Origin of the sequence: Pseudomonas fluorescens, assembly GCF_001902145.1 — a bacterium.
Classification (GTDB): domain Bacteria; phylum Pseudomonadota; class Gammaproteobacteria; order Pseudomonadales; family Pseudomonadaceae; genus Aquipseudomonas; species Aquipseudomonas fluorescens_BV.
This window is the reverse complement of record NZ_MRST01000024.1, coordinates 360,262-383,723: the sequence shown is the minus strand read 5'-3', so window position 1 is coordinate 383,723 and position 23,462 is coordinate 360,262. Positions and strand designations below refer to the sequence as shown.

At 62.1% G+C, this 23,462-nt stretch carries 23 protein-coding genes and 1 pseudogene; 18 read left to right on the top strand and 6 right to left on the bottom strand.

What is annotated here, in order from left to right; genetic code table 11:
* Nucleotide 1: 1 nt before the first annotated feature.
* Nucleotides 2-295, bottom strand: coding sequence for a cell division protein ZapA (locus tag BUE92_RS15730; protein WP_003187971.1), 294 nt, complete (start codon nucleotides 293-295; stop codon nucleotides 2-4).
* Nucleotides 292-522: a hypothetical protein gene (locus tag BUE92_RS15725; protein ID WP_073524790.1), complete on the bottom strand. Its 231-nt coding sequence runs from the start codon at nucleotides 520-522 to the stop codon at nucleotides 292-294. The genes BUE92_RS15730 and BUE92_RS15725 overlap by 4 nt, the downstream gene beginning before the upstream one ends.
* Before the next feature lie 278 nt (nucleotides 523-800).
* Between BUE92_RS15725 and BUE92_RS29310 the strand changes: the two are divergent.
* The 5 genes and pseudogenes from BUE92_RS29310 to selO form a co-directional block, all read left to right on the top strand.
* A pseudogene (locus BUE92_RS29310) lies at nucleotides 801-1,523 on the top strand (MCP four helix bundle domain-containing protein); the annotation flags it as partial.
* Nucleotides 1,524-1,553: 30 nt separating this feature from the next.
* A complete protein-coding gene (locus tag BUE92_RS29305; protein WP_371915192.1) occupies nucleotides 1,554-2,426 on the top strand; it encodes a methyl-accepting chemotaxis protein in 873 nt (290 codons plus the stop codon).
* A gap of 265 nt (nucleotides 2,427-2,691) precedes the next feature.
* On the top strand, nucleotides 2,692-4,434 hold the full coding sequence (locus tag BUE92_RS15715; RefSeq protein WP_057975415.1) for a potassium/proton antiporter: 1,743 nt from the start codon (nucleotides 2,692-2,694) through the stop codon (nucleotides 4,432-4,434).
* Nucleotides 4,435-4,483: 49 nt separating this feature from the next.
* Nucleotides 4,484-7,867 (top strand): mechanosensitive channel MscK, encoded by a 3,384-nt coding sequence (gene mscK / locus BUE92_RS15710; protein ID WP_073524784.1) that lies wholly within the window; start codon nucleotides 4,484-4,486, stop codon nucleotides 7,865-7,867.
* Between the two features lie 48 nt (nucleotides 7,868-7,915).
* The gene (gene selO / locus BUE92_RS15705; RefSeq protein WP_073524783.1) at nucleotides 7,916-9,379 is read left to right on the top strand and encodes a protein adenylyltransferase SelO; all 1,464 of its coding nucleotides are present in this window, start codon (nucleotides 7,916-7,918) and stop codon (nucleotides 9,377-9,379) included.
* A 4-nt stretch (nucleotides 9,380-9,383) separates the two neighbouring features.
* Here the strand turns inward: selO and BUE92_RS15700 are convergent, their stop codons facing one another.
* Both BUE92_RS15700 and BUE92_RS15695 read right to left on the bottom strand, forming a co-directional pair.
* Nucleotides 9,384-9,785 (bottom strand): helix-turn-helix domain-containing protein, encoded by a 402-nt coding sequence (locus BUE92_RS15700; RefSeq protein WP_003187963.1) that lies wholly within the window; start codon nucleotides 9,783-9,785, stop codon nucleotides 9,384-9,386.
* Entirely contained in the window at nucleotides 9,782-10,078 is a 297-nt protein-coding gene (locus tag BUE92_RS15695; protein ID WP_073524782.1) for a type II toxin-antitoxin system HigB family toxin, read from the bottom strand. Before BUE92_RS15695 ends, BUE92_RS15700 begins: the two co-directional genes overlap by 4 nt.
* 222 nt (nucleotides 10,079-10,300) lie before the next feature.
* Between BUE92_RS15695 and trxC the strand changes: the two genes are divergently transcribed.
* Complete coding sequence (gene trxC / locus BUE92_RS15690) at nucleotides 10,301-10,735, top strand: thioredoxin TrxC (RefSeq protein ID WP_073524781.1); 435 nt, start codon at nucleotides 10,301-10,303, stop codon at nucleotides 10,733-10,735.
* A gap of 137 nt (nucleotides 10,736-10,872) precedes the next feature.
* Here the strand turns inward: trxC and BUE92_RS15685 are convergent, their stop codons facing one another.
* Nucleotides 10,873-11,091: a DUF6124 family protein gene (locus BUE92_RS15685; RefSeq protein WP_073524780.1), complete on the bottom strand. Its 219-nt coding sequence runs from the start codon at nucleotides 11,089-11,091 to the stop codon at nucleotides 10,873-10,875.
* A 463-nt stretch (nucleotides 11,092-11,554) separates the two neighbouring features.
* Complete coding sequence (locus BUE92_RS15680) at nucleotides 11,555-12,325, bottom strand: ParA family protein (RefSeq protein WP_020301660.1); 771 nt, start codon at nucleotides 12,323-12,325, stop codon at nucleotides 11,555-11,557.
* A 316-nt stretch (nucleotides 12,326-12,641) separates the two neighbouring features.
* Here BUE92_RS15680 and BUE92_RS15675 point away from each other — a divergent pair, with 316 nt between their 5' ends.
* From BUE92_RS15675 to BUE92_RS15620, 12 genes are read left to right on the top strand one after another with little or no spacing between them, the layout of a single operon-like run.
* The gene (locus BUE92_RS15675) at nucleotides 12,642-13,361 is read left to right on the top strand and encodes a beta-ketoacyl synthase chain length factor (protein WP_073524779.1); all 720 of its coding nucleotides are present in this window, start codon (nucleotides 12,642-12,644) and stop codon (nucleotides 13,359-13,361) included.
* Entirely contained in the window at nucleotides 13,337-14,149 is an 813-nt protein-coding gene (locus BUE92_RS15670) for a lysophospholipid acyltransferase family protein (protein ID WP_073524778.1), read from the top strand. The genes BUE92_RS15675 and BUE92_RS15670 overlap by 25 nt, the downstream gene beginning before the upstream one ends.
* Nucleotides 14,127-14,396 carry a phosphopantetheine-binding protein gene (locus BUE92_RS15665; RefSeq protein ID WP_073524776.1) on the top strand — a complete coding sequence of 90 codons (270 nt, stop codon included), beginning with the start codon at nucleotides 14,127-14,129 and terminating at the stop codon, nucleotides 14,394-14,396. Before BUE92_RS15670 ends, BUE92_RS15665 begins: the two co-directional genes overlap by 23 nt.
* A gap of 9 nt (nucleotides 14,397-14,405) precedes the next feature.
* On the top strand, nucleotides 14,406-14,660 hold the full coding sequence (locus BUE92_RS15660; protein WP_003187949.1) for an acyl carrier protein: 255 nt from the start codon (nucleotides 14,406-14,408) through the stop codon (nucleotides 14,658-14,660).
* Complete coding sequence (locus tag BUE92_RS15655; protein WP_073524774.1) at nucleotides 14,657-15,202, top strand: hypothetical protein; 546 nt, start codon at nucleotides 14,657-14,659, stop codon at nucleotides 15,200-15,202. The genes BUE92_RS15660 and BUE92_RS15655 overlap by 4 nt, the downstream gene beginning before the upstream one ends.
* Nucleotides 15,199-16,869, top strand: coding sequence for an acyl-CoA synthetase family protein (locus BUE92_RS15650; protein WP_073524773.1), 1,671 nt, complete (start codon nucleotides 15,199-15,201; stop codon nucleotides 16,867-16,869). The genes BUE92_RS15655 and BUE92_RS15650 overlap by 4 nt, the downstream gene beginning before the upstream one ends.
* On the top strand, nucleotides 16,862-17,596 hold the full coding sequence (locus tag BUE92_RS15645; RefSeq protein WP_073524772.1) for a glycosyltransferase family 2 protein: 735 nt from the start codon (nucleotides 16,862-16,864) through the stop codon (nucleotides 17,594-17,596). The genes BUE92_RS15650 and BUE92_RS15645 overlap by 8 nt, the downstream gene beginning before the upstream one ends.
* Entirely contained in the window at nucleotides 17,593-18,528 is a 936-nt protein-coding gene (locus BUE92_RS15640) for an LpxL/LpxP family acyltransferase (RefSeq protein ID WP_073524771.1), read from the top strand. Before BUE92_RS15645 ends, BUE92_RS15640 begins: the two co-directional genes overlap by 4 nt.
* Nucleotides 18,512-20,053: an HAL/PAL/TAL family ammonia-lyase gene (locus BUE92_RS15635; protein WP_073524770.1), complete on the top strand. Its 1,542-nt coding sequence runs from the start codon at nucleotides 18,512-18,514 to the stop codon at nucleotides 20,051-20,053. The genes BUE92_RS15640 and BUE92_RS15635 overlap by 17 nt, the downstream gene beginning before the upstream one ends.
* Complete coding sequence (locus BUE92_RS15630) at nucleotides 20,046-20,471, top strand: acyl-CoA thioesterase (RefSeq protein ID WP_073524769.1); 426 nt, start codon at nucleotides 20,046-20,048, stop codon at nucleotides 20,469-20,471. Before BUE92_RS15635 ends, BUE92_RS15630 begins: the two co-directional genes overlap by 8 nt.
* Nucleotides 20,468-21,151, top strand: coding sequence for an outer membrane lipoprotein carrier protein LolA (locus tag BUE92_RS15625; RefSeq protein ID WP_073524768.1), 684 nt, complete (start codon nucleotides 20,468-20,470; stop codon nucleotides 21,149-21,151). Before BUE92_RS15630 ends, BUE92_RS15625 begins: the two co-directional genes overlap by 4 nt.
* The gene (locus BUE92_RS15620) at nucleotides 21,123-23,453 is read left to right on the top strand and encodes an MMPL family transporter (RefSeq protein ID WP_073524767.1); all 2,331 of its coding nucleotides are present in this window, start codon (nucleotides 21,123-21,125) and stop codon (nucleotides 23,451-23,453) included. The genes BUE92_RS15625 and BUE92_RS15620 overlap by 29 nt, the downstream gene beginning before the upstream one ends.
* The last annotated feature ends 9 nt before the right edge of the window (nucleotides 23,454-23,462 follow it).

Genomic DNA, 23,462 nt, shown 5'->3' with positions numbered 1-23,462 from the left:
CTCAGGGCTGGCCAATCACCTTGGAGATCACATCGACCGTGGCGCTGACTTGCTCTTGGTAACGGTCGAGTTCCTGCTGGTGAGCCTGTTGCATTTCAATCTGCTCGGCGCACAGGTTCAGCGCGGCCAATACCAATAGCTTGTCACCGATCAGGGTCGGGTACTTTTTCTTGGTAACAGCCAGGGAGGCCTTGAGCATGGTCACGGCATGCATCAGGGTCTGATCTTCGCCGGCCGGTGCCTTGATCGAGTAATCCTCTCCGAGAATCGAAACGACCTTTATGCCCTCACTCATGCGCTGACAGGCCCTGCGCTTACACGCTCAACCAGCGCCTGGATGCGGGCGGCGGTGGCGCCGTGCTTTTCTTCCTGTTCCATCAGGTTCAGTTGCAAGCTGTCGTTTTCGTCCTTGGCGCGGGCCAGCTCGGCCTTGAGGGATTCGTTGCTGCCCAGCAGTTCTTGATTCTGCTGTACGAGGTTGCTGACCAGTTGTTCCAATTGGCTGAGGGATGCTTCTAACATTTTGATTTCTCGGGCTTTTAAAAAGGGCGGTGACGATAAAGAAAATTCACCTCGGATGCCAGGGATATCCCCGGCGTGCAGCCCGTTTTATCAGGGCCGGGCCGCACTTTCGAGCCTTAGTGACTGCAATTACCCGATCTGGTTCCTCCAATCCCTCCACCCCTTCGTCAGATGCGACAAAAGCGCGCAGCCTCTTAAGACTTTAGTCGCAGGGCCGATAACGCAGGCACACCTCGTCTCATGGCCGCACGGATCGCGCTTCCCTCCAGGATTCCAGCATGTCTCTTCGTAATATGAATATCGCCCCGAGGGCCTTCCTCGGCTTCGCGTTTATTGGCGCCCTGATGTTGTTGCTCGGTGTGTTCGCCCTGAACCAGATGAGCAAGATTCGCGCAGCCACCGAAGACATCACCTCGGCCAGTGTGCCGAGCATTCGTGCCCTCGACGAATTCACCCAACTGACCCTGCGCCTGCGCGTGCTGTCGTACCGCTTACTGACCAACCGCGAACCGGATGTACAGCAAAAGACCCTGGAAGCCTTCGAGTTGCGCAATCAGCAGATTCGCACAGCCCAGGACATCTACGAAAAACTGATCACCAGCACCCAAGAGCGCAACGCCTACGACGAATACGTGCGCCTGCTGGGCCAGTACCGCCAGATTGAAGAGCGCATGAAGAGCCTGTCGCGCGCCAATCAGGTTGACGAGCTGCGCAGCCTGCTGAACACCGAGTTGCTGAACAACTCCGAGCAGGTCAACGCAGTTCTGACCCGCTTGCTGGATATCAATAACGACGACGCCAACGCCACCAACCAGCGCGCCAAAGACCAATACGACATGGCCTTTGACCTGGTGGTAGGCCTGCTGGTGGTTGCCACGGCGCTGACCCTGTTGTTCGCCTGGCTGCTGACCCGCAGCATCACCCTGCCCATCGCCCGCGCCCTTGAAGCCGCCGAAGCAGTGGCCGAAGGCAACCTGACGCGCCCGATCACCGTGGACGGCAACGACGAAGCCGGGCGCCTGCTCGCGGCCATGGCCAAGATGCAACACAAACTGCGCGACACCCTGCAACGTATCGCCGGCTCCGCCACCCAACTGGCGTCTGCCGCTGAAGAGCTCAATGCGGTCACCGACGAAAGCGCCCGTGGCCTGACCCAGCAAAACAATGAAATCGAACAGGCCGCCACTGCCGTCAACGAGATGACCAGCGCAGTGGAAGAAGTCGCACGCAATGCAGTGAGCACCTCCGAAGCCTCGCGCAACGCCACCACCTCTGCCGGTGATGGCCGTGACCTGGTGCAGGAAACCGTCAGCGCCATCGAACGCATGAGTGCCGACGTGCAGGCCACCGCCTCCCTGATTGGCGACCTGGCCAATGAGTCGCGGGATATCGGCAAAGTGCTGGACGTGATCCGTGGCCTGGCCGACCAGACCAACCTGCTGGCCCTGAACGCCGCGATCGAAGCAGCCCGAGCCGGGGAAGCCGGGCGTGGTTTCGCCGTGGTGGCCGATGAAGTGCGGGCGTTGGCCCATCGCACCCAGCAGTCCACCAGCGAAATCGAGCGCATGATCGGCAGCATCCAGACAGGCACTGAACACGCGGTAGATTCGATGCGCAACAGCACTGAACGCGCCGAATCGACACTCAACATCGCCCGAGGCGCGGGCCTGTCGCTGGACACCATCAACACGGCGATTGTGGAGATCAACGAGCGCAACCTGGTGATCGCCAGCGCGGCGGAAGAACAGGCCCAGGTGGCGCGGGAAGTGGACCGCAACCTGGTGAATATCCGTGACCTGTCGGTGCAATCGGCCACAGGCGCCAGCCAGACCAGTGCGGCGAGCGGTGAGTTGTCGCGGTTGGCGGTGGATCTGAATGGGATGGTCGGAAGGTTCCGTCTCTAACCCCAAAGCCCGCTCAACCCTTGTAGGAGCGAGCTTGCTCGCGAAAAATGCCAACGATAACGCGCGCCTCCTGAATAAACGTGGCGCCTGGGAGTTTTTCGCGAGCAAGCTCGCTCCTACAGAGGGCAAGCCCCTACCAGATTTACCTGTGCGCGAATCAGAAAAAGCTTTTTGACAGCGCAGCAATTCAACAGGTTAGAATCCCTGGCACGCAGACTGCATGGTCAGTTTGCGCCCTGTCTTCCTCTGCCCCGGAGTACTGCCTTTGAATGCGACGACCATCAACAGCCTGTTCTTGATCGGCGCGTTGCTGGTGACTGCGAGCATTCTGGTGAGTTCGCTTTCGTCACGCCTGGGCATCCCCATCCTGGTGATTATCCTGGCCGTGGGCATGACCGCCGGAGTTGATGGCGGTGGCATCATTTTCGATAACTACCCGACCGCCTACCTGGTGGGCAACCTCGCCCTCGCCGTGATCCTGCTTGACGGTGGTTTGCGCACCCGCGTAGCGAGCTTCCGCGTGGCGCTGTGGCCGGCCTTGTCCCTGGCCACGGTGGGGGTGTTGATTACCACCGGCCTCACGGGCATGGCCGCGGCCTGGCTGTTCGACCTCAATATCATCCAGGGCTTGCTGATTGGCGCCATCGTCGGTTCCACGGACGCCGCGGCGGTGTTCTCGCTGCTGGGCGGCAAGGGCCTCAACGAGCGGGTCAGCGCCAGCCTGGAAATCGAATCGGGCAGTAACGACCCGATGGCGGTGTTCCTTACCGTCACCTTGATCGACATGCTCGCCAGCGGGCAGACCGGCCTGCACTGGAGCCTGCTCACGCACCTGATCCGCGAATTCGGCATCGGCGGCCTGGTAGGCCTGGGCGGCGGCTGGCTGATGCTGCAACTGGTCAACCGCATCAACCTGGCCAACGGCCTGTACCCGATCCTGGTGATCGCCGGCGGCCTGTTCGTCTTCGCCCTGACCAACGCCCTGCACGGTAGCGGCTTCCTCGCCGTGTACCTGTGCGGGCTGGTGATCGGCAACCGCCCGGTGCGCAGCCGTCATGGCATTTTGCACATGCTCGACGGCATGGCCTGGCTGGCGCAGATCGGGATGTTTTTGGTACTGGGCCTGCTGGTCACGCCTCACGATTTGCTGCCCATCGCCCTGCCCGCCCTGGGCCTGGCGCTGTGGATGATCCTGTTTGCCCGGCCACTGTCGGTGATGGTTGGCCTGCTGCCATTCAAGGCATTCCACGGGCGCGAAAAAGCTTTTATCGCCTGGGTCGGCCTGCGCGGCGCGGTACCGATCATCCTCGCGGTGTTCCCGCTGATGGCCGGCCTGCCCCATGCACAGCTGTACTTCAACCTGGCGTTCTTTATCGTGCTGGTCTCGCTGTTGGTGCAGGGCACCAGCTTGCCGTGGGTGGCCAAGTTGCTCAAAGTCACCGTACCGCCAGACCCGGCACCGATCTCCCGCGCGGCCCTGGAAGTGCACGTCACCAGCGAGTGGGAGTTGTTCGTCTACCGCCTGGGCGCGGAAAAATGGTGCATCGGCGCGGCCCTGCGCGAGCTGAAAATGCCCGAAGGCACGCGCATCGCCGCGCTGTTTCGTGGCCAGCAACTGCTCCATCCGTCGGGTAGTACGGTGTTGGAAGTCGGCGATTTGCTCTGTGTGATCGGCCATGAACACAACCTGCCGGCCCTGGGCAAACTGTTCAGCCAGGCACCGCAACGGGGCCTCGATCTGCGCTTCTTCGGCGACTTCGTACTGGAAGGCGACGCCCAGCTGGGCGCGGTTTCGGCCTTGTACGGGCTCAAGCTTGAAGGTATCGACCCGGACATGCCATTGAGCCGCTTCATTACCCAGAAGGTTGGCGGTGCACCGGTAGTCGGCGACCAGGTGGAGTGGAACAACACCATCTGGACCGTCGCCGTCATGGACGGGAACAAGATTGGCAAAGTCGGCGTCAGATTCCCCGAAGGAAGTCGCCCGGGCCCCGGACTCTTCCTCTAAACTGCGGGACAACCACGCCCCGATTCTTCACTTTGCAAGACCGGTCTCTATGCCAACCCTGCGTACTTTTCTCGCCACTGCCCTGCTGGGCCTGACCCTTTGTGTTGGCAGCGTATACGCCGCCGACCCGCCCAGCGCCGAAGCCGTCCAGCAAAGCCTGGATAAACTGCCCGACCGCAAGCTGCCTGACGCCGACATGAAGGCGCTGCAGGCGACCCTGCAACAGACCCTGACCTACCTGGGCAATCAGCAGGACTACGAGCAGCGCCTGGCCGACCTCAAGCGCCAGTTGGAAGAGGCCCCGCGCCAGACCAATGAGAACCAGCGTGAGCTGGCGCGCCTCAAGGCCACCAAAATCATCCCGGTGGCCCAACGCTACGCCAGCCTGCCGGTGCCGCAGCTTGAGCAGTTATTGGTGCAACGCAGCACCCAGCAAGGCGACCTGCAAAAAGAACTGGCCGACGCCAACAGCCTGACCATCGCCGCCCAGACCCGCCCCGAGCGCGCCCAGACCGAGATCAGCAGCAGCCAGACACGTATCCAGCAGATCAACGCGACGCTCAAGCTCGGCAAAGACAATGGCAAACCCCTCAGCGGCGACCAGCGCAACCAGCTCAACGCCGAACTGGCGGCCCTTAATGCCTTGATTCCCCTGCGCCGCCAGGAATTGGCCGGCAACAGCCAGCTGCAAGATTTGGGCAACAGCCAGCATGACTTGATCCAGGAAAAAACCGCACGCCTGGAGCAAGAAATCCAGGACTTGCAAACCCTGATCAACCAGAAACGCCTGGCCCAGTCCCAGCAGACGGTGACCCAACAGTCCATCGAAGCGCAGAAAGCCGGCGGCAGTAGCATCCTTGCCAAGGAAAGCGCAGACAACCTGAAGCTGTCCGACTACCTGCTCAAAAGCACCGACCGCCTCAACGACCTGACCCAGAAAAACCTGCAGACCAAGCAGCAACTGGACACCGTGACCCAAAGCGATTCGGCCCTGGACGAGCAGATCAACGTGCTCAAGGGCAGCCTGCTGCTGTCCAAGATTCTCTATAAACAAAAGCAGGCCCTGCCGCGTCTCACCGTGGACAAAGACCTGGCCGACGACATCGCCAACATTCGCCTGTACCAGTTCGAGGTCAACCAACAGCGTGAGCTGATCACCTCTCCCAGCGCCTATGTGGACAACCTGCTGGCCAACCAGCCGCCAGATGAAGTCACCCCGCAACTGCGCCGCACCCTGCTGGAAGTGGCGATCACCCGCAGCGACCTGCTGGAACGCCTGAGCCGCGAACTGAGTGCGCTGCTGAACGAATCCATCACCCTGCAACTGAACCAGAAACAATTGCTCAGCACCGCCAGCACCCTGCGCGCCACACTCGACGAGCAAATGTTCTGGATCCCCAGCAACAAGCCGCTGGACACCGAATGGCTGGAAACCGTACCGGCGCACCTGAGCAAGCAGGTCACCACCCTGCCCTGGGCGTCCAGCGTCAGCGAGCTGTATGACGGCCTGACCCAACGCCCACTGCTGTTCCTGCCGTTGCTGTTGCTGATCGGCGCGCTGCTGTGGCGGCGCAATGCGCTGTATGTGCGCCTGAAAAAGGTCCACCAGGACATCGGCCACTTCAAGCGCGACAGCCAGTGGCATACGCCGCAGGCCATTCTGATCAACATCCTGCTGGCGATGCCCGTGGCCCTGGGCCTGGCACTGTGCGGCTATGCGTTGCAGATCGACGCCCGCGGGCAAAACGCCAACCTGGGCGCGGCCTTGTTGCAGATCGCCCAAGCCTGGCTGGTGTTCTACACCGCCTACCGCATCCTGGCGCCGGGCGGCGTGGCGGAGCTGCACTTTCGCTGGGAAAGGCCTCAGGTCGAATTCCTGCAAGGCTGGATACGCAAGCTCGGGCTGGTGGTACTGGCGTTGGTGGCCGTGGTCGCGATTGCCGAACATCAACCGGCGGCGCTGGCTGACGACGTGTTGGGTATCGCCGTGGTACTGACCTGCTACGGGCTGATGGCCTGGCTGCTGGGCCGCCTGCTGCTGAACAGCCCTACCCACGAAAAGGCCTCGCTGTTTCGCAAAGCTATCGGCGTGGTGTTCACCGCCCTGCCCATCGCGCTGTTTATTGCCGTGTGCTTTGGCTATTACTACACCGCGCTGAAACTCAGCGACCGGCTGATCAATACCCTGTACCTGCTGATGTTCTGGCTGGTGATCGAAGCTACCTTCGTGCGCGGCCTGGGTGTTGCCGCACGGCGCCTGGCCTACGCCCGCGCCCTGGCCAAACGCCAGGCAGCCAAGGAGGCCGGTGACGGCGAAGCGGTCATCGAAGAGCCGACCCTGGACATCGAGCAGGTCAACGAACAGTCCATGCGCCTGATCCGCCTGGCCCTGCTCGGCGGCTTTATCGCCGCGCTGTACTGGGTGTGGTCGGACCTGATCTCGGTATTTTCCTACCTGGACAACGTCACCCTGTACGAATACACCAGCGGCACAGGTGCGAATATCAGCATGGTGCCGATCAGCATCGGCGACCTGCTCGGCGCGTCGATCATCATCGGTATCACCTTCGCCCTGGCGCGCAACCTGCCCGGCCTGCTGGAAGTCCTGGTGCTGTCCAAGCTCGACCTGGCCCAGGGCAGCGCCTACGCCACCACCACCTTGCTGTCCTACATCATTGCCGGCGTGGGCTTTGTCACCACGCTCTCTACCCTCGGCGTGAGCTGGGACAAGCTGCAATGGCTGGTCGCGGCACTGTCGGTGGGCCTGGGGTTTGGCATGCAGGAGATCTTCGCCAACTTCATCTCCGGCATCATGATCCTGTTCGAACGCCCGGTGCGCATTGGCGACACCATCACCATCGGCAACCTGTCGGGTACGGTGAGCAAGATCCGCATTCGCGCCACCACCATCACCGACTTCGACAACAAGGACATCATCGTCCCCAACAAGACCTTCATTACCGGGCAACTGATCAACTGGTCGCTGACCGACACCATCACCCGTGTCACCCTGAAACTGGGCGTGGACTACGGCTCCGACCTGGACCTGGTGAAGGAATTGCTACTCAAGGCCGCGCGAGAAAACCCACGGGTGCTGAAAGAGCCAGAACCCCACGTGTACTTCCTCAACTTCGGCGAAAGCACCCTCGACCACGAACTGCGCATGCATGTTCGCGACCTGGGCGACCGTAATCCGGTGCTGGACGAGGTCAACCGCTATATCAATCGTGAGTTCAAGAAACAGCACATCAACATCTCGTTCCGGCAGATGGAAATCTACCTGAAGAATCTTCACGGCCAGGAATACAAATTGGTGCCGGCCGAAGACGAGCGCAAGACTATTGCCACGCCCCTCGACAAACCCGCCGCCCCGGAGCCACCCGCAGGCAAAGTGGTGGATGCGCCGGAGCCGCCACCCAGCAAACTCGACTAAATGCCCTATCCCCAGCAGAATACTCGGACATTCTGCTGGAGATGGCCGGTGAAAGCCCTCGACGAACTGACCTTCGACAACCGCTTCGCACGCCTGGGCGATGCGTTCTCGACCCACGTATTGCCAGAGCCCCTCGACGAGCCGCGCTTGGTTGTCGCGAGCAAGGCCGCCATGGCCCTGCTTGACCTCGACCCGGCCGTGGCCCAAACCCCGGTATTTGCCGAGCTGTTTGGCGGCCACAAGCTGTGGGCCGAGGCAGAACCACGGGCGATGGTGTATTCCGGGCATCAATTCGGCGGCTATACCCCGCAGCTGGGCGACGGACGCGGGTTATTGCTGGGCGAGGTCTATAACGAGGCCGGCGAGCATTGGGATTTGCACCTCAAGGGCGCTGGGATGACGCCTTACTCGCGCATGGGCGACGGGCGTGCCGTGTTGCGCTCTTCGATTCGTGAATTCCTCGCCTCCGAAGCCCTGTATGCGCTGGGCATCCCCACCAGCCGTGCCCTCTGCGTGATCGGCTCCAGCACCCCGGTATGGCGGGAGAAACAGGAACGCGGCGCCATGGTTTTGCGCCTGGCCCACAGCCATATCCGCTTCGGGCATTTCGAGTATTTCTACTACACCAAGAAACCCGAACAGCAGGCCGAGCTGGCCGAACACGTGCTGAACCTGCACTACCCCGAATGCCGCGAGCAACCCGAGCCTTACCTGGCGATGTTCCGCGAAATCGTCGAGCGCAATGCCGAGATGATCGCCAAATGGCAAGCTTATGGTTTTTGCCACGGCGTGATGAACACCGACAACATGTCGATCCTGGGCATTACTTTCGACTTCGGGCCCTTCGCGTTTCTCGATGATTTCGACGCGCACTTCATCTGCAACCATTCCGATCATGAAGGCCGCTACTCCTTCAGCAACCAGGTGCCGATCGGGCAGTGGAACCTCAGCGCGCTGGCCCAGGCGCTCACGCCGTTCATCAGCGTTGACGCGCTCAAAGAAGCCCTTGGCCTGTATCTGCCGCTGTACCAGGCGCACTACCTGGACCTGATGCGCCGCCGCCTGGGCCTGACCACCGCCGAAGACGCCGACCAGCAGTTGGTGGAGCGCTTGCTCAAGCTGATGCAGAACAGCGGCGTGGACTACACGCTGTTCTTCCGGCGTCTGGGGGATGAATCCGCGGCGCTGGCCGTGACGCGTTTGCGCGACGACTTTGTCGACATGGCCGGGTTTGATGCCTGGGCCGAGCAGTACAAGGCCCGTGTTGCACGGGATGGGGATGACACCCAGGAACAGCGCCGTGAGCGCATGCACGCGGTCAACCCGCTGTACATCCTGCGCAACTACCTCGCGCAAAACGCCATTGCCGCCGCCGAGGCCGGGGACTACAGCGAAGTACGGCGGCTGCATGAGGTGCTTTCCAAACCGTTTGAGGAACAAGCGGGGATGGAGCAATACGCGCAACGGCCGCCGGATTGGGGCAAGCATTTGGAGATTAGTTGTTCGTCGTGACCCCTTAGATAAAGGTCTCCACCGACACCCCGAAACGCTCGGCCAGCCAACGAATCTGGCGCACGTTGAGCTGGCGTTTTCCGCTCAATATCTCCGAGACAACTGATTGCGCCCCAACGCCAGGAAGGTCACTCTGGGTGAGATTGTGCTCGCGCATCATGTAGCGCAGCACATCGACCCCGCTAGCGACGGGCATTGGGCGATGCTCACGATCATAAGCTTCGATCCAGTCGCTCAGAATGTCGACCAGGCTCATTAGCGGGCTGTCCTCGTCTTCACCCACCAGGCTCAATAGCTCATCCAAGCCGCACACCAGTGCGTCGTAGTCTGCGTCGTTTTCCGGCTTGCGCAGCACAGGCGAAACGAACTGCCAGTGCTCCGCCGCCACTCGCATAAGTGCGCTCATCTGATTTTTTCCTTCCATTTGTTCTTCTCATAATCACGGTGGTCAAGCAGGTGTTTGATGTAAACGCGCTGCATTCGATACTGCACCGACGCAATCAACCTCAGCTTGTTACCGCCAATATCAAATACATGAAATTCACCTACCTTGTCGGTGGCGGGAAACATGGCTTTCATTGCGGCAAAGTCCTGGGGGGCGTTGCGTTTGATCACGCGATACCACTGATCCAGAGCCGTTGCCGAGCGTGGCCATTTTCCTTTTGCTTCCCAGATCCTGCTTTCACTGATGACTCGCATGCAACGTCCTTATCGCATCTTGCTATGAAGGTTAAACCTGAATTCGAACTATCGCAATTTGCTATAGCTGCAAACAGACCGGTGGCGCACAACAAAAAGCCTAGTCACACGATTTATCCCAGCGCGGGCGAAACTGTGAGCGAATAAGTCCCCTGACCCAACCTTGATAAACCCCAGTTCCGGCACCAAATACATCTATTGGCCAAACCCCAGGAGCCCCCGATGTCCGAACCTCTTGTCATCCCCTGCCCACATTGCAACGGCCTCAACCGCATCCCCGGCGAACGCCTGGGTGATGCGACCAAATGCGGGCGTTGCAAGCAGCCGGTGTTGTTGAATAAACCCTTTGAGTTGAAACAAAGCGACTACGCCAGCCAGATCAAGGGCGACCTGCCGTTGCTGGTGGATGTGTGGGCCGACTGGTGCGGGCCGTGCAAGTCGTTTGCGCCGGTATTCGAGCAGGCCGCCGGGCAGCTTGAAGGCAAGTGCCGGTTGGCGAAGCTGGACAGTGAGGCTAACCAGCAGCTGTCGGCGCAGTTGGGGATTCGCTCGATTCCCAGCTTGATCCTGTTCAAGAACGGCCGCGAAGTGGCGCGCCAGAGTGGAGCATTTCCGTTGCCGCAGTTGATGAGTTGGTTGCGTAGCCAAGGGATATAACTGGATCTACAAAACAACACTGGCCAAATGTGGGAGCGGGCTTGCTCGCGAAAGGGGTGGGTCAGTCAGCTTGTACGGCGACTGGCACGGCGCATTCGCGAGCAAGCCCGCTCCCACATTTGGATCGCGCTTTACCTTTAGGTCAGCGGGGCTTCGCGGTCCATCATCTGGCCGACCAGCATGACGCCCAGTTCGCTTAGCTGGTGGATGGCCAGCGCTACGTCACGGTGTTCGCCGGTGAGGTCGTTGGACAGGTTGAGTAACAAGGTGCGGACTGAGGAGAAGGTTTCGTAGCTGTTGAGCACGAGGGTTTCGGTGGGGAGGTTGGGTGAAACATTGAAAAGACGGATAGACATGCATTTGTTCCCTGATAGGGCCACTACCGTTTCGCTACTAAACGAAGGGTGGCAGCTGTACGCAGGTTAGTAGACCGGGGAACAAAGCAAAGACCGGCGCACCCGAAGGTGCCCTGCGCACAGCCACCATCAGATAGGCGATAAACGCCATGCTTTTGGAGCAGGTGCACATGCTTTGGTCGGTCGGGCTACTAAACCCGATCACTGAACATTCAGCGACCGGCAAACCTTAGAGACGCCCATCCAGACGCACAAGCCGGCGGATTCTGGCGTAGCTGTAGGCAAGGTTACAAGGCACAAGCCCAATTGCCAGAGCAGTCCTACAGACCCTGTGGGACAAATCCAACTCACCTGCCGAAATGCAAAAAATGTGGGAGCGGGCTTGCTCGCGAATGCGCAGTGTCAGTCGCCGTATAAGCTGACTGACCCACCGCTTTCGCGAGCAAGCCCGCTCCCACAGGAATCAGGCGTTCTCAAGTAAGTTATGCAACTCCACAAACTGCTGCGTCAGCTTATGCCGTGGGTCCAGATGAATCAGCGGCTTGCTCTCCTGGTGCGACTCGCGCATACGCACGGAGCTGGCCAGGTACACCGGCAGTACCGGCAGCCCTTCGGCAATCAGCTCATCAAGAATCTGCTGCGGCAGGCTCGCACGGGCCTGGAATTGGTTGACCACGATGCCTTCCACTTCCAGGCCTTCGTTATGGTCATCCTTCAGTTCTTCGATTTCAGCCAGCAGGCCATACAGGGCCTGGCGCGAAAAGCTGTCGCAATCGAATGGAATAAGCACACGGTCAGCGGCAATCAGCGCCGAAACCGCATAGAAGTTCAACGCGGGTGGGGTGTCGAGGTAAATCCGGTCGTAATCCTCGCTCAACTCATCCAGCAGCTTTCGCAGCTTGTTGATCTTGTGCTTGGCTTCGAGCTTGGGCTGCAGGTCTGCCAGCTCGGCGGTGGCGGTGATCACGTGCAGGTTGTCGAACGGCGTTTCGTAGATATCCACCTTGTTCTTCTTCGAAAACGGTCCGGAAGACAACGTTTGCTTGAAAAAGTCCGCGATCCCCATGGGGATGTCGTCGCCCGTCAGCCCGGTGAGGTACTGGGTTGAGTTGGCCTGTGCATCGAGGTCCACCAACAGGGTTCGATAACCTTCGCTGGCGCTGACCGCCGCCAGGTTGCAGGCGATGCTGGACTTGCCCACGCCGCCTTTTTGATTGAACACCACGCGCCGCATGGAAAAACCTCCGTGTATCAATGAATCCCCCGAGTGTAGAGCGCAAAAGCGCCAGTTAGCTACCTCGTTCATCCTTACGCGTTGCCTGGCCCACAAATGAATGGAAACCGCGCAACAATCGAGTCCGGCCTTCGATCGCCGATAATTTGTAAATTCTTCCAACTTATTTGTGATCAATAGTGAACAAACTTTCACCACTATTTGCTAGAACCCCACGGCACCGGGATAATGCGCGCCATACGGCCATTGCTCCCTGTCCCGGAATCCGGGGCCATTGGCCGCACATGGAAGCCCGCAGGGGCGGGATAACTTCTCAGTGATCAACTTCAACATCGCCCAATGGCGCGCCTGGGCTCCTGGCCTTGAGAGTGCGGACGACTGGTACGCCTGGTGCCGGGACCCGGTGTTGCCGCCTGTCAGCGAAGCGTCCCCCGATGTGTCATTTTTGCCAGCCATGCAGCGCCGCCGTCTGAGCCGGCTGGCGCGCATGGCGTTCAGCGTCGGCTGGCCGCTGGCCGAGGGCCTTGAAGACCTGCCACTGGTGTTTATTTCCCGCCACGGCGAAACCCCGCGCACCCTGGACATCCTCAGCGACCTGGCCAACGAGCAGCCGCTGTCGCCCACTCAGTTCAGCCTGTCGGTGCATAACGCGGTGATTGGCCTGTGGTCGATCCTGCGCAATGAAACCAGCGAGATGACCGCCCTCGCCGCCGCCGGCGATGGCCTCGAACACGGCCTGCTCGAAGCCGCCGCGTTGCTCAACGAAGGCGCCGCCGCCGTATTGCTGGTAATCACCGAAGAACAACCGCCCCACGCCTACGCCAGCTGGATTACGGATGTGCCCTTCCCCTATGCCCTTGGCTTGTTGCTCACGCCGGGCGACGAGTGGCAACTGGAACTCACCACCGGCACTGTCCAACTCACTCAAACCCAGTGGCCCCACGCCCTGAACCTGCTGCGCACCCTGCTGACCGAACAGGGCGCCTGCCAACATGCCTGGAAGAACCGAGTATGGAACTGGCAACGCAAGCCCTGACCCACAAACCACGGCAGGCCTATTATTGGCGCCTGTTCGCCACGGCCCTCAGCTTTTGCCTGTTTGGCCTCGGCGGGCTGTGCCTGCGTTTGCTGGTGTTTCCGCTGCTCAGTTGCCTGCCGGGCGACGCCACCCAGCACCAACGGCGCGCACGCCACACCATCAGTTGCCTGTTCTGGTTTTTCATTCGCCTGATGAAGGGCCTGGGCATTCTCACCTACAGCGTCGAGGGTGCCGAAAAGCTTGGCCGCCCTGGCCAGATGATCGTCGCCAACCACCCGTCGCTGATCGACGTGGTGTTCCTGATCGGCCTGATGCGCCAGACCAACTGCGTGGTCAAACAGAGCCTGTTCCAGAACCCCTTCACCCGCGGGCCGGTGCGTGACGCCGGCTACATCAGCAACGACGGCAGCGCCGACATGCTCGATGCGGCTGCCGATGCCCTGCGCGCCGGCCAGACGCTGATCATCTTTCCAGAAGGCACCCGCACCACGCCGGGCGCGGCTCCGGCCTTTCATCGCGGCGGCGCGGCCATTGCGCTGCGTGGTGCGACAATCGTCACGCCAGTGGTGATCAAGGTCAGCCCCACCACCCTGACCAAGGCCGAACCCTGGTATCGCATCCCCCACCGTCGATTTCACTTCAGTTTGCGCGTGGGTGCCGATATAGAGCCACAAGCGTTTGCCGCAGTCGGGCCTGCGCCCCAGGCTTCACGCAAGCTCAACGATCACCTGCATCACTATTTCATTAAGGAGCTCGCCGAAGATGAGCGACCAACACCGCCTTGAGCACGACATAAAGGCGCTGATCATCGAGGCCCTGGGCCTGGAAGACATCAGCCCCGACGATATTGGCAGCGACCAGACCCTGTTTGGCGAAGGTCTGGGCCTGGATTCAGTCGATGCGCTGGAATTGGGCCTGGCGATCCAGAAAAAATACGGCATCAAAATCGATGCCGACGCCAAGGACACCCGCAATCACTTCACCAACGTGGCCAGCCTTGCGGCGTTCGTCACGGCCCGACAGGCAGCTTGAGACCGTACCATGCAAACTCGTGACGATATCTTCAACACCCTGCGCGACGCCTTGGTGGAACTGTTTGAACTGCCCCCGGAACGCGTCACCCTCGACGCCAACCTGTACCAGGACCTGGAAATCGACAGCATCGACGCCGTGGACCTGATCGACCACATCAAGCGCCAGACCGGCAAGAAAATCGCCGCCGAAGAGTTCAAGGCGGTACGCACGGTGAACGACGTGGTAGAGGCGGTGTACCGTCTGGTCCAGCCCGCCGCATGAGCCGGTTGATCGGCCTTGGCCTGTTATTGGCGGGGCTGCTGTACCCCTTCGCGGTGTATTACGGCACCGAGCACTTTGCACCTTGGCAGTTCGGCTTGCTGCTGGGCAGCCTGTGGCTGTTGCGCGCGCTCACCGCTGCGCGGCGCCCGGGCAGCCGTTGGATGGCGGTGGTGGTGATCGTGTTTTGCCTGGCACTGGCATGGTTCGATAACCCCCAGTGGCTGCGTTGGTACCCGAGCCTGGTCAGTGCGTTCATGCTGGCGCTGTTCGGCCTGAGCCTGAGATACGGCCCGCCGATGGTCGAGCGCCTGGCGCGCATGACCGACCCGCACCTGCCGCCCCACGCGGTTGTGTATACCCGCCGGGTCACCCTGGTGTGGAGTGTGTTTTTTCTCTGTAATGGCCTGCTCGCCGCCGCGCTCACCCTATGGGCGCCGCTGAGCTGGTGGACGTTGTACAACGGCCTGATCGCCTACGGGCTGATGGGGCTGTTGTTTGCCGTGGAATGGCTGGTACGACAAAGGGTTCGAGGCCGCGTATGAAAGGGTTGAAACTTGAGCACTTGCTGCTTGAGCCACTGCAAGATCGCGGGGTGACCGCCGAGCCCCTCATGAATCACGCGCAACTGTGCGAGCACTCCCTGAGCCTCGCCGCAGGCCTGCAGGCCCGGGGTATCCGGCGCCTGGCCGTACACCTGGAAGACGCCGGCCTGCTGGCGATTGCGCTGCTGGGCGCCTGGCGGGCCGGTGCGAGCGTACTGCTGCCCGCCGACCTGCAACCCCAGACGCGCCAGCGCTGGGCCGACGCCGTGGATGCCTGGCTGGTCGAAGCCAGCGACCTGGACGCGCTGTATCAAGCGCCCTTGAGTGCCGCCGCCCTCGACCTGGACAACTGCCAACTGAGCCTGTGCACCTCCGGTTCCAGCGGCGAGCCCAAGCGCATCGACAAGTCCCTGCGCCAGTTGGCCAATGAGGTGGAGGCGCTGGAAGCCCTGTGGGGGAAAGGTCTCAAGGACGCCTGCATCATCGGTAGCGTCGCCACCCAGCACATCTACGGTTTGCTGTTTCGCGTGTTGTGGCCGCTGTGTGCCGGCCGCATTTTTGTGCGCAAGCAACTGGCGTTCCCCGAAGACATGCAGCGCGCCAGCCGTGAGCACCCGCAATTTGCCTGGGTGGCCAGCCCGGCGCTGCTCAAGCGCATGGGCGACAACCTCGACTGGCCGGCACTGAGCCAGGTTGCACGGGTATTTTCCTCCGGTGGCGCGTTGCCTGTTGACGCCGCGAGTAGCCTCTACGACCGCTTGCAGCAATGGCCGACCGAAATCCTCGGCAGCTCGGAAACCGGTGGCATCGCCTGGCGCCAGGGCGCGCAACCCTGGCAGCCGTTTGCCGATGTGCAACTGAGCCAGGATGCCGACGGTGCTTTACGCATCGCCTCAAAGTACTTGCCCGAAGGGCATGTCGAACAGACCGCCGACGCCGTTCGCCTGCATGCCGATGGGCGCTTCGAACTGCTGGGCCGCCTGGACCGTATCGTCAAGCTGGAAGAAAAACGCATCTCCCTGCCAATGCTGGAACAGGCGTTGATCGCCCATGAATGGGTGGCCGACACCCGCCTGGGCGTGGTGCAGGAAAACCGTGCGTCCCTGGGTGCCGTAGTGGTGCTCACCGACGCGGGGCTGCATGCCCTGCGCAACCAGGGCCGACGCACGCTCACCCAAACCCTGCGCCAGCACCTGAGCCAACATTGCGAAGCCCTGGCCTTGCCACGCCGCTGGCGCTTGTTGCGCCAACTGCCGCTGAACAGCCAGGGCAAATTGCCCCAGGCCGATATCGAAGCCTTGTTGCTGGCGCCTCGCCCCAAGGGGCCCGAGGTGTTGGCGCAAGTCGAAACCAAAGGTGAATGGACCTTGCAACTGAGCATCCCACCGGACCTGGCCTATTTCAGCGGGCACTTCCCGGTCACCCCGGTATTGCCGGGGGTGGTGCAGGTGGAATGGGCGTTTAACCTGGGCCAACAGTTGCTCGACCTGCCAACCAGGTTCGCCGGCATGGAAGTGCTCAAGTTCCAGCAGCTGGTGCGCCCTGGCGATCACATCGAACTGCACCTGCGCTTTGATCGGGAGCGTAGCAAGCTGTACTTCGCCTATCGCAATGGGGTTGCAGCGTGCTCAAGCGGGCGGATCGTGCTGGAGGCCGCGCATGCATAACCCCTGCGCCCTGATCCCGGTGTACAACCACGAAGCCGCCGTGCCGGCCGTGGTCCACAGTGTGCTGAAGAGCGGCCTGCCCTGCCTGCTGGTCGACGATGGCAGCAGCGCCGCCTGCGCAGCGGTGCTGGCGCAGTTGGCGACGCTGGATAACGTCACCCTGCTGACCCTGCCCAGCAACCAGGGCAAGGGCGGTGCCGTGATGGCCGGTTTCCGCGAAGCGGCGCGCCTGGGCTATACCCACGCCCTGCAAGTGGACGCCGATGGCCAGCACGACCTGCGCGAAGTCGAGACCTTTATCCACACCTCACGCCAGCACCCCGACGCCGTCATCTGCGGCTACCCCGAATACGACGACAGCGTGCCCAAGGGCCGCCTGTACGCACGCTACCTGACCCACGTGTGGGTCTGGATCAACACCCTGTCGCTTGAGATTCGCGACTCGATGTGCGGCTTTCGCGTGTACCCGCTGGCGCCGACCCTGGCGCTGATGGACTCGGCCTACATCGGCACGCGCATGGATTTCGACTCGGACATCCTGGTGCGCCTGGCCTGGCGCAACCAGCCGATGCGCTGGCTGCCGACCCAAGTGCACTACCCCGCCGATGGCCTGTCGCACTTTCGCTTGTTGCGCGACAACCTGCGCATCAGCGCCATGCACACACGCCTGTTCTTCGGCATGTTGGTGCGTGCGCCGATGATCCTGTGGCGGCGGTGGCAGGTATGAACGACAGCACCAAGCATTGGGCCGACCGCGAAGAACGCGGCAGCTTCTGGCTGATGAAATTCACTGCGGTCGCGGTAAAAGTCCTCGGCCGTCGCCTGTTGAGCCCGTTGCTCTACAGCATCGTCTTTTACTTCTTCCTGTTCGGCCGCACTGCACGCCACAGCGCCTGGCAATACCAGCAGCGCCTGGCGCAGTGGAGCGGGCGCGATGACCTGCTGCCCACCCATCGGAAAGTCTTCGGCCAGTTCATGGCCTTCGCCGACTCCCTGCTCGACAAACTCGACGTATGGAACGGCAAGCTGCGCCTGGAGCAAATCGAGATCAACGACCCGGCGCAGTTGCGCAGCCAACTGCGGGGGGAACGCGGGCAGATGCTGGTGGGCGCGCACCTGGGCAACCTGGAAGTGTGTCGCGCTCTGGCGGAGATCGGTGAACAGGTCACCATGAATGTGCTGGTGCACACCAAGCACGCCGAGCGTTTCAACCGCCTGCTGGGCGAGGCCGGCGCGACCCATTTGCGCCTGATTCAGGTCAGCGAATTGGACCCGGCGACCATGCTGCTGCTCAGCCAGCGCCTGGACGACGGCGAGTGGCTGGCGATTGCCGGCGACCGTATTCCGTTGCACGGCGGGCGCACGGTGCGCGTGGACTTCCTCGGACACACGGCGGCATTTCCCCAAGGCCCATGGCTGCTGGCGGGCTTGCTCAAGTGCCCGGTCAATCTGCTGATGTGCCTCAAGCACCAGGGCCGCTATCGCCTGAGCATCGAGCCCTTTGCCGACGTGATCGAATGGAAGCGCAGCACCCGCGAGCAGGTCATCGCCCTGTGGACCGCACGCTACGCCGCACGCCTGGGCCAGTTTTGCCTGCAAGCGCCCCAACAATGGTTCAACTTTTACCCTTTCTGGAAGACCGATGACGACGCCTCTTGAGCCCATCACCTTTGGTGAACGCCCCCTGCGCATCGAAGACGTGCTGGCCCTGGCCAACCGCCAGGTGCCCACTCGCCTGCAGGACGATACCGCGTACCGCCAGCGCATCGCCAAGGGCGCGCAGTTTCTCGATTCGCTGCTGGACAAGGAAGGCGTGATCTACGGCGTGACCACCGGCTACGGCGACTCCTGCGTGGTGGCGGTGCCGCTGGAACACGTCGAAGCCTTGCCGCGTCATCTGTACACCTTTCACGGTTGCGGCCTGGGCAAGTTGCTGGATGCCCAGGCCACCCGCGCCGTACTGGCGGCGCGTTTGCAGTCGCTGTGCCATGGCGTGTCCGGGGTGCGCGTGGAACTGCTGGAACGCCTGCATGCCTTCCTCGAAAACGATGTGCTGCCACTGATCCCGGAAGAAGGCTCGGTGGGTGCCAGCGGTGATCTGACGCCGCTGTCCTACGTGGCCGCGACCTTGTCCGGCGAGCGCGAAGTGCTGTTCCGTGGCGAACGTCGCCCGGCAGCAGAAGTACACCGCGAACTGGGCTGGGAGCCACTGGTACTGCGGCCCAAGGAAGCCCTGGCCTTGATGAACGGCACCGCCGTGATGACCGGCCTGGCCTGCCTGGCCTTCGCCCGCGCCGACTACCTGTTGCAATTGGCCACGCGCATTACCGCGCTCAATGTGGTGGCGCTGCAAGGCAACCCGGAGCACTTCGACGAGCGCCTGTTCGCTGCCAAGCCGCACCCCGGGCAGATGCAAGTCGCTGCGTGGCTGCGCAAGGACCTGGCCATCGACGCGCCCACCGCACCGCTGCATCGCCTGCAAGACCGCTATTCGCTGCGCTGCGCCCCCCATGTGCTCGGCGTATTGGCGGACAGCCTGAACTGGCTGCGATCCTTCATCGAGATCGAACTGAACAGCGCCAACGACAACCCGATCATCGACGCTGAAGAAGAACGCGTACTGCACGGCGGGCACTTCTACGGCGGGCATATCGCCTTCGCCATGGACAGCCTCAAGACCCTGGTCGCCAACGTTGCCGACCTGCTCGACCGCCAGCTCGCACTGCTGGTGGACGTACGCTACAACCATGGCCTGCCGAGCAACCTCTCAGGCGCCCCGGCTGACCGCGCGATGATCAACCACGGCTTCAAGGCCGTGCAGATCGGCACCAGCGCCTGGACCGCCGAAGCGCTGAAAAACACCATGCCGGCCAGCGTGTTCTCGCGCTCCACCGAGTGCCACAACCAGGACAAGGTGAGCATGGGCACCATCGCCGCCCGCGATGCCATCCGCGTGCTGGAGCTGACCGAACAGGTCGCCGCCGCGACCTTGCTCGCCGCCAACCAGGGCGTGTGGCTGCGCGCCCAGGCCGAGGATGCACGGCCGCTGCCACCAGCATTGGCCGCAATGCACGCAGAACTGGCCCAGGACTTTGCGCCGGTCATCGAAGACCGCGCCCTGGAAGGCGAGCTGCGTCTGTGCCTGCAACGCATCGCTGCGCAACACTGGAGGCTGCATGCGTAGCCCCGGCGTGTTGCACAGCGACACTGAAATCCTCGTGCCGTTTTTCGACATCGACACCATGAACGTGGTGTGGCACGGGCATTACGTGAAGTACCTGGAAGTGGCGCGCTGTGCGTTGCTGGACCAGATCGGCCATAACTACACGGCGATGCTCGAAGCCGGCTACGCCTGGCCAGTGATCGACATGCAGCTACGCTATGTGCGCGGCGCGACCTTCGGCCAGACGATCAACGTGCGCGCCAGCCTGGTGGAATGGGAGAACCGTTTGAAGGTGAACTACCTGATTACCGACCTGGCCAGCGGCGAGCGCTTGACCCGCGCCAGCACCGTGCAAGTGGCGGTGGAAATCGCCAGCCGCGAGATGCAGCTTGCCTCCCCCAAAGTCTTCACCGACGCCGTCGAAAGGGCCCTGAAATGAAATCCCCTGTAGGAGCGAGCTTGCTCGCGAAGATCGCCCATAAAAACGCGGGCCACCTGCCCCCCCGTGGCGCCCTCAGTTTTTTCGCGAGCAAGCTCGCTCCTACAGTGGCTGCGTTGTTGATGAGCTTCAGCGCCCACGCCTTCGACCTGCAGCAGTTGAGCGATCAGCTTGCCAAACCCTCCGTGATCCACGGCAACTTCACCCAGGAAAAACACCTGCGTGCCCTGCCCCAGCCGTTGGTGAGCAAAGGCACCTTCGTGCTCGCCAAGGATCACGGCCTGCTGTGGCTGTTGAAAACCCCGCTGCACCAGGACTACCGCATCACCTCCCAAGGCATTGCCCGCCGCGATGCCAATGGCTGGCAACTACTGCCAGACAAGAGTGCCGGCGCCGAACAGAATCGTTTGTTCCTGGCGGTACTGCAGGGCGACAGCAGTGGCCTGCAGCGCGACTTCGACCTGCATCTGCAAGGCGACGCGCAACAGTGGAAGCTCAGGCTGACCCCGCGTTCGCTGCTGCTCAAGCAAGTGTTCACCCAGATCAATATCGACGGCGGCGCGCTGGTGCACACCATTGAACTGCTGGAAACCCAGGGCGACAGCACGTTGCTGCGCATGCAGGACAGCACGGCCGACCAGCCCCTGAGCGATGCGGAGCAACACGACCTTGCCCAGTGAACGCCTGCTGCCGCGCCTGTTCCTGATCCTGCTGGTGGCCGTGCTGGCCCTGGCAGGCTGGCAATGGCGCGACGGCGCGCCGTTGTCGGCCAACCTGATGGAACTGGTGCCCGGCAGCACGCCGGACGCCTTGGAGCTGCAAGCCGAACAGCGCATGCAAGAGCCGCTCAACCGCGAAATGCTAGTGCTGGTGGGGCATGCCGACCGCCAGCAAGCGGTGGCCGTGGCGCAGCAACTGGGTGAGCGCTGGCAGGCCAGCGGCCTGTTTGAAAAGGTGCAGTGGAACCTGCAAGCCGACTTGCCGGCGCTGCGCGAACAACTGCTGCGTGGGCGCTTGTCGATGCTCTCGGCCAAGGACCGCGAGCAACTGATCGAACAGCCTGACGCGTTCATCCAACAACGCGTGCAATCGCTGTTCGACCCCTTCACCGGCTTCAGCCTGGTGCCAAGCCAGGACGATTGGCTCGGCCTGACCGGGCGCATCCAGAACAGCCAACCGCAACACGGCGCGGTGCAAATGGACATCGGCAGCGGCGCCTTGATCGCCGATGCCGACGGCAAGAGTTGGGTGCTACTGCGGGCGCGCACCACCGGCAACGCCTTCGACATGAAGCTGCCGCTGCAAGTGGCGGACTTGCTGAAGGCCAGCCGCGAGCAAGCCAGCGCACACGGCGCGCAACTGCTCGCCGCCAGCGGTTTGCTCTATGCGGCCAACGGGCAACAGCAGGCCACTCGGGAAATGACCTGGGTCGGCGGCGGCGCCACCCTGGGCATCCTGTTATTGCTGCTGCTGGCGTTCCGACGCTGGCGGGTGTTGCTGGCTTTCGTGCCGGTGCTGGTGGGCATGCTGTTTGGCGCGGTGGCGTGTGTGGCGCTGTTTGGGCATATGCATGTGATGACACTGGTGCTGGGCTCCAGCCTGATCGGCGTGGCGGTGGATTACCCACTGCACTACCTGTCCAAAAGCTGGAGCCTGCAGCCGTGGCGCAGTTGGCCGGCGTTGCGCCTGACCCTGCCGGGCCTAAGCCTGAGCCTGGCCACCAGTTGCATCGGCTACCTGGCGCTGGCCTGGACACCGTTCCCGGCGCTGACCCAGATTGCGGTGTTCTCGGCTGCCGGTTTGGTCGGTGCCTATTTGTGTGCGGTGTGCCTGTTGCCCGCGCTGCTCAAGGGCGTGGAACTGCGCCCGGCGCAATGGCCGCTGCGTGTCGCCCAAAGCCTGTGGCAGCTGCGCACGGCCCTGCTCAAACGCGTGCCCAGTTCGGTACTGCTGGTGTGGGTGCTGCTGTTCTGTGCTGCGGGCCTGTGGCAACTGAACACTAAAAACGATATCCGCCAATGGATCGGTGCGCCGCCGCAGTTGCTGCAGCAAGCCCAGGCCGTGGCGCGCATCACCGGGTTCCAGCCCACCAGCCAGTTTTTCCTGGTGCGAGCGGACAATCAGCAGCAGTTGCTGGAGCGCCAGGCCGCCCTGGGTAAACGCTTGGATCAGTTGGTGCAGATGGACAAGCTCCAGGGCTACCTGGCGCTCAATCAACTGGTCAACCTCCCCGCCGAACAACAACAGCTGCGCGAGGCGCTGAACAACCTGGCGCCACACTGGCAACCGCTACTGGACCTCGGCGTGCCCCTCAGCGCCCTGCAAGCCGAAGTGGCGCAGTTGCAGGCGCTGCCTACCGCAGACATCGACGCCGCACTGCAAGGCCCGCTGGCCGAGCCCTGGCGCACGCTGTGGCTGGGCCCGGTGGACGGCGGCGTGGCGGCCATGGTCAGCCTGCAAGGCTTGAACAACCCGGCGCTGCTGCGGGTGCAGGCACTGGACTTGCCCGGCGTGCAGTTGGTGGATCGCCTGGGTGACTTGAACCGGGTGTTTGCCGACACGCAGATCAGCGCTGCCGAATTGAAGTTGCTGTCTTGCGTGCTGATCGTGCTGTTGCTGATTGCGCCCTTCGGCTTTGGCGGCGCCTTGCGTATCGTCGCCCTGCCGCTGCTGGCCGCGCTGTGTAGCCTGGCCAGCCTCGGTTGGCTGGGCCAGCCACTGACCCTGTTCAGCCTGTTTGGCCTGTTGCTGGTCACGGCCATCAGCGTCGACTATGCGATTTTGATGCGCGAGCAGATCGGCGGCCCTGCCGTCAGCCTGTTGGGAACACTGCTGGCAGCACTGACGACCTGGTTGTCGTTCGGCCTGCTGGCGGTCTCCAGTACACCGGCCGTGAGCAATTTCGGCTTGTCGGTCAGCCTGGGCCTGGCGTTCAGCTTTATGCTGGCGCCCTGGGCCGGCCAACAGAAACACACCTTATGAATGCGATTA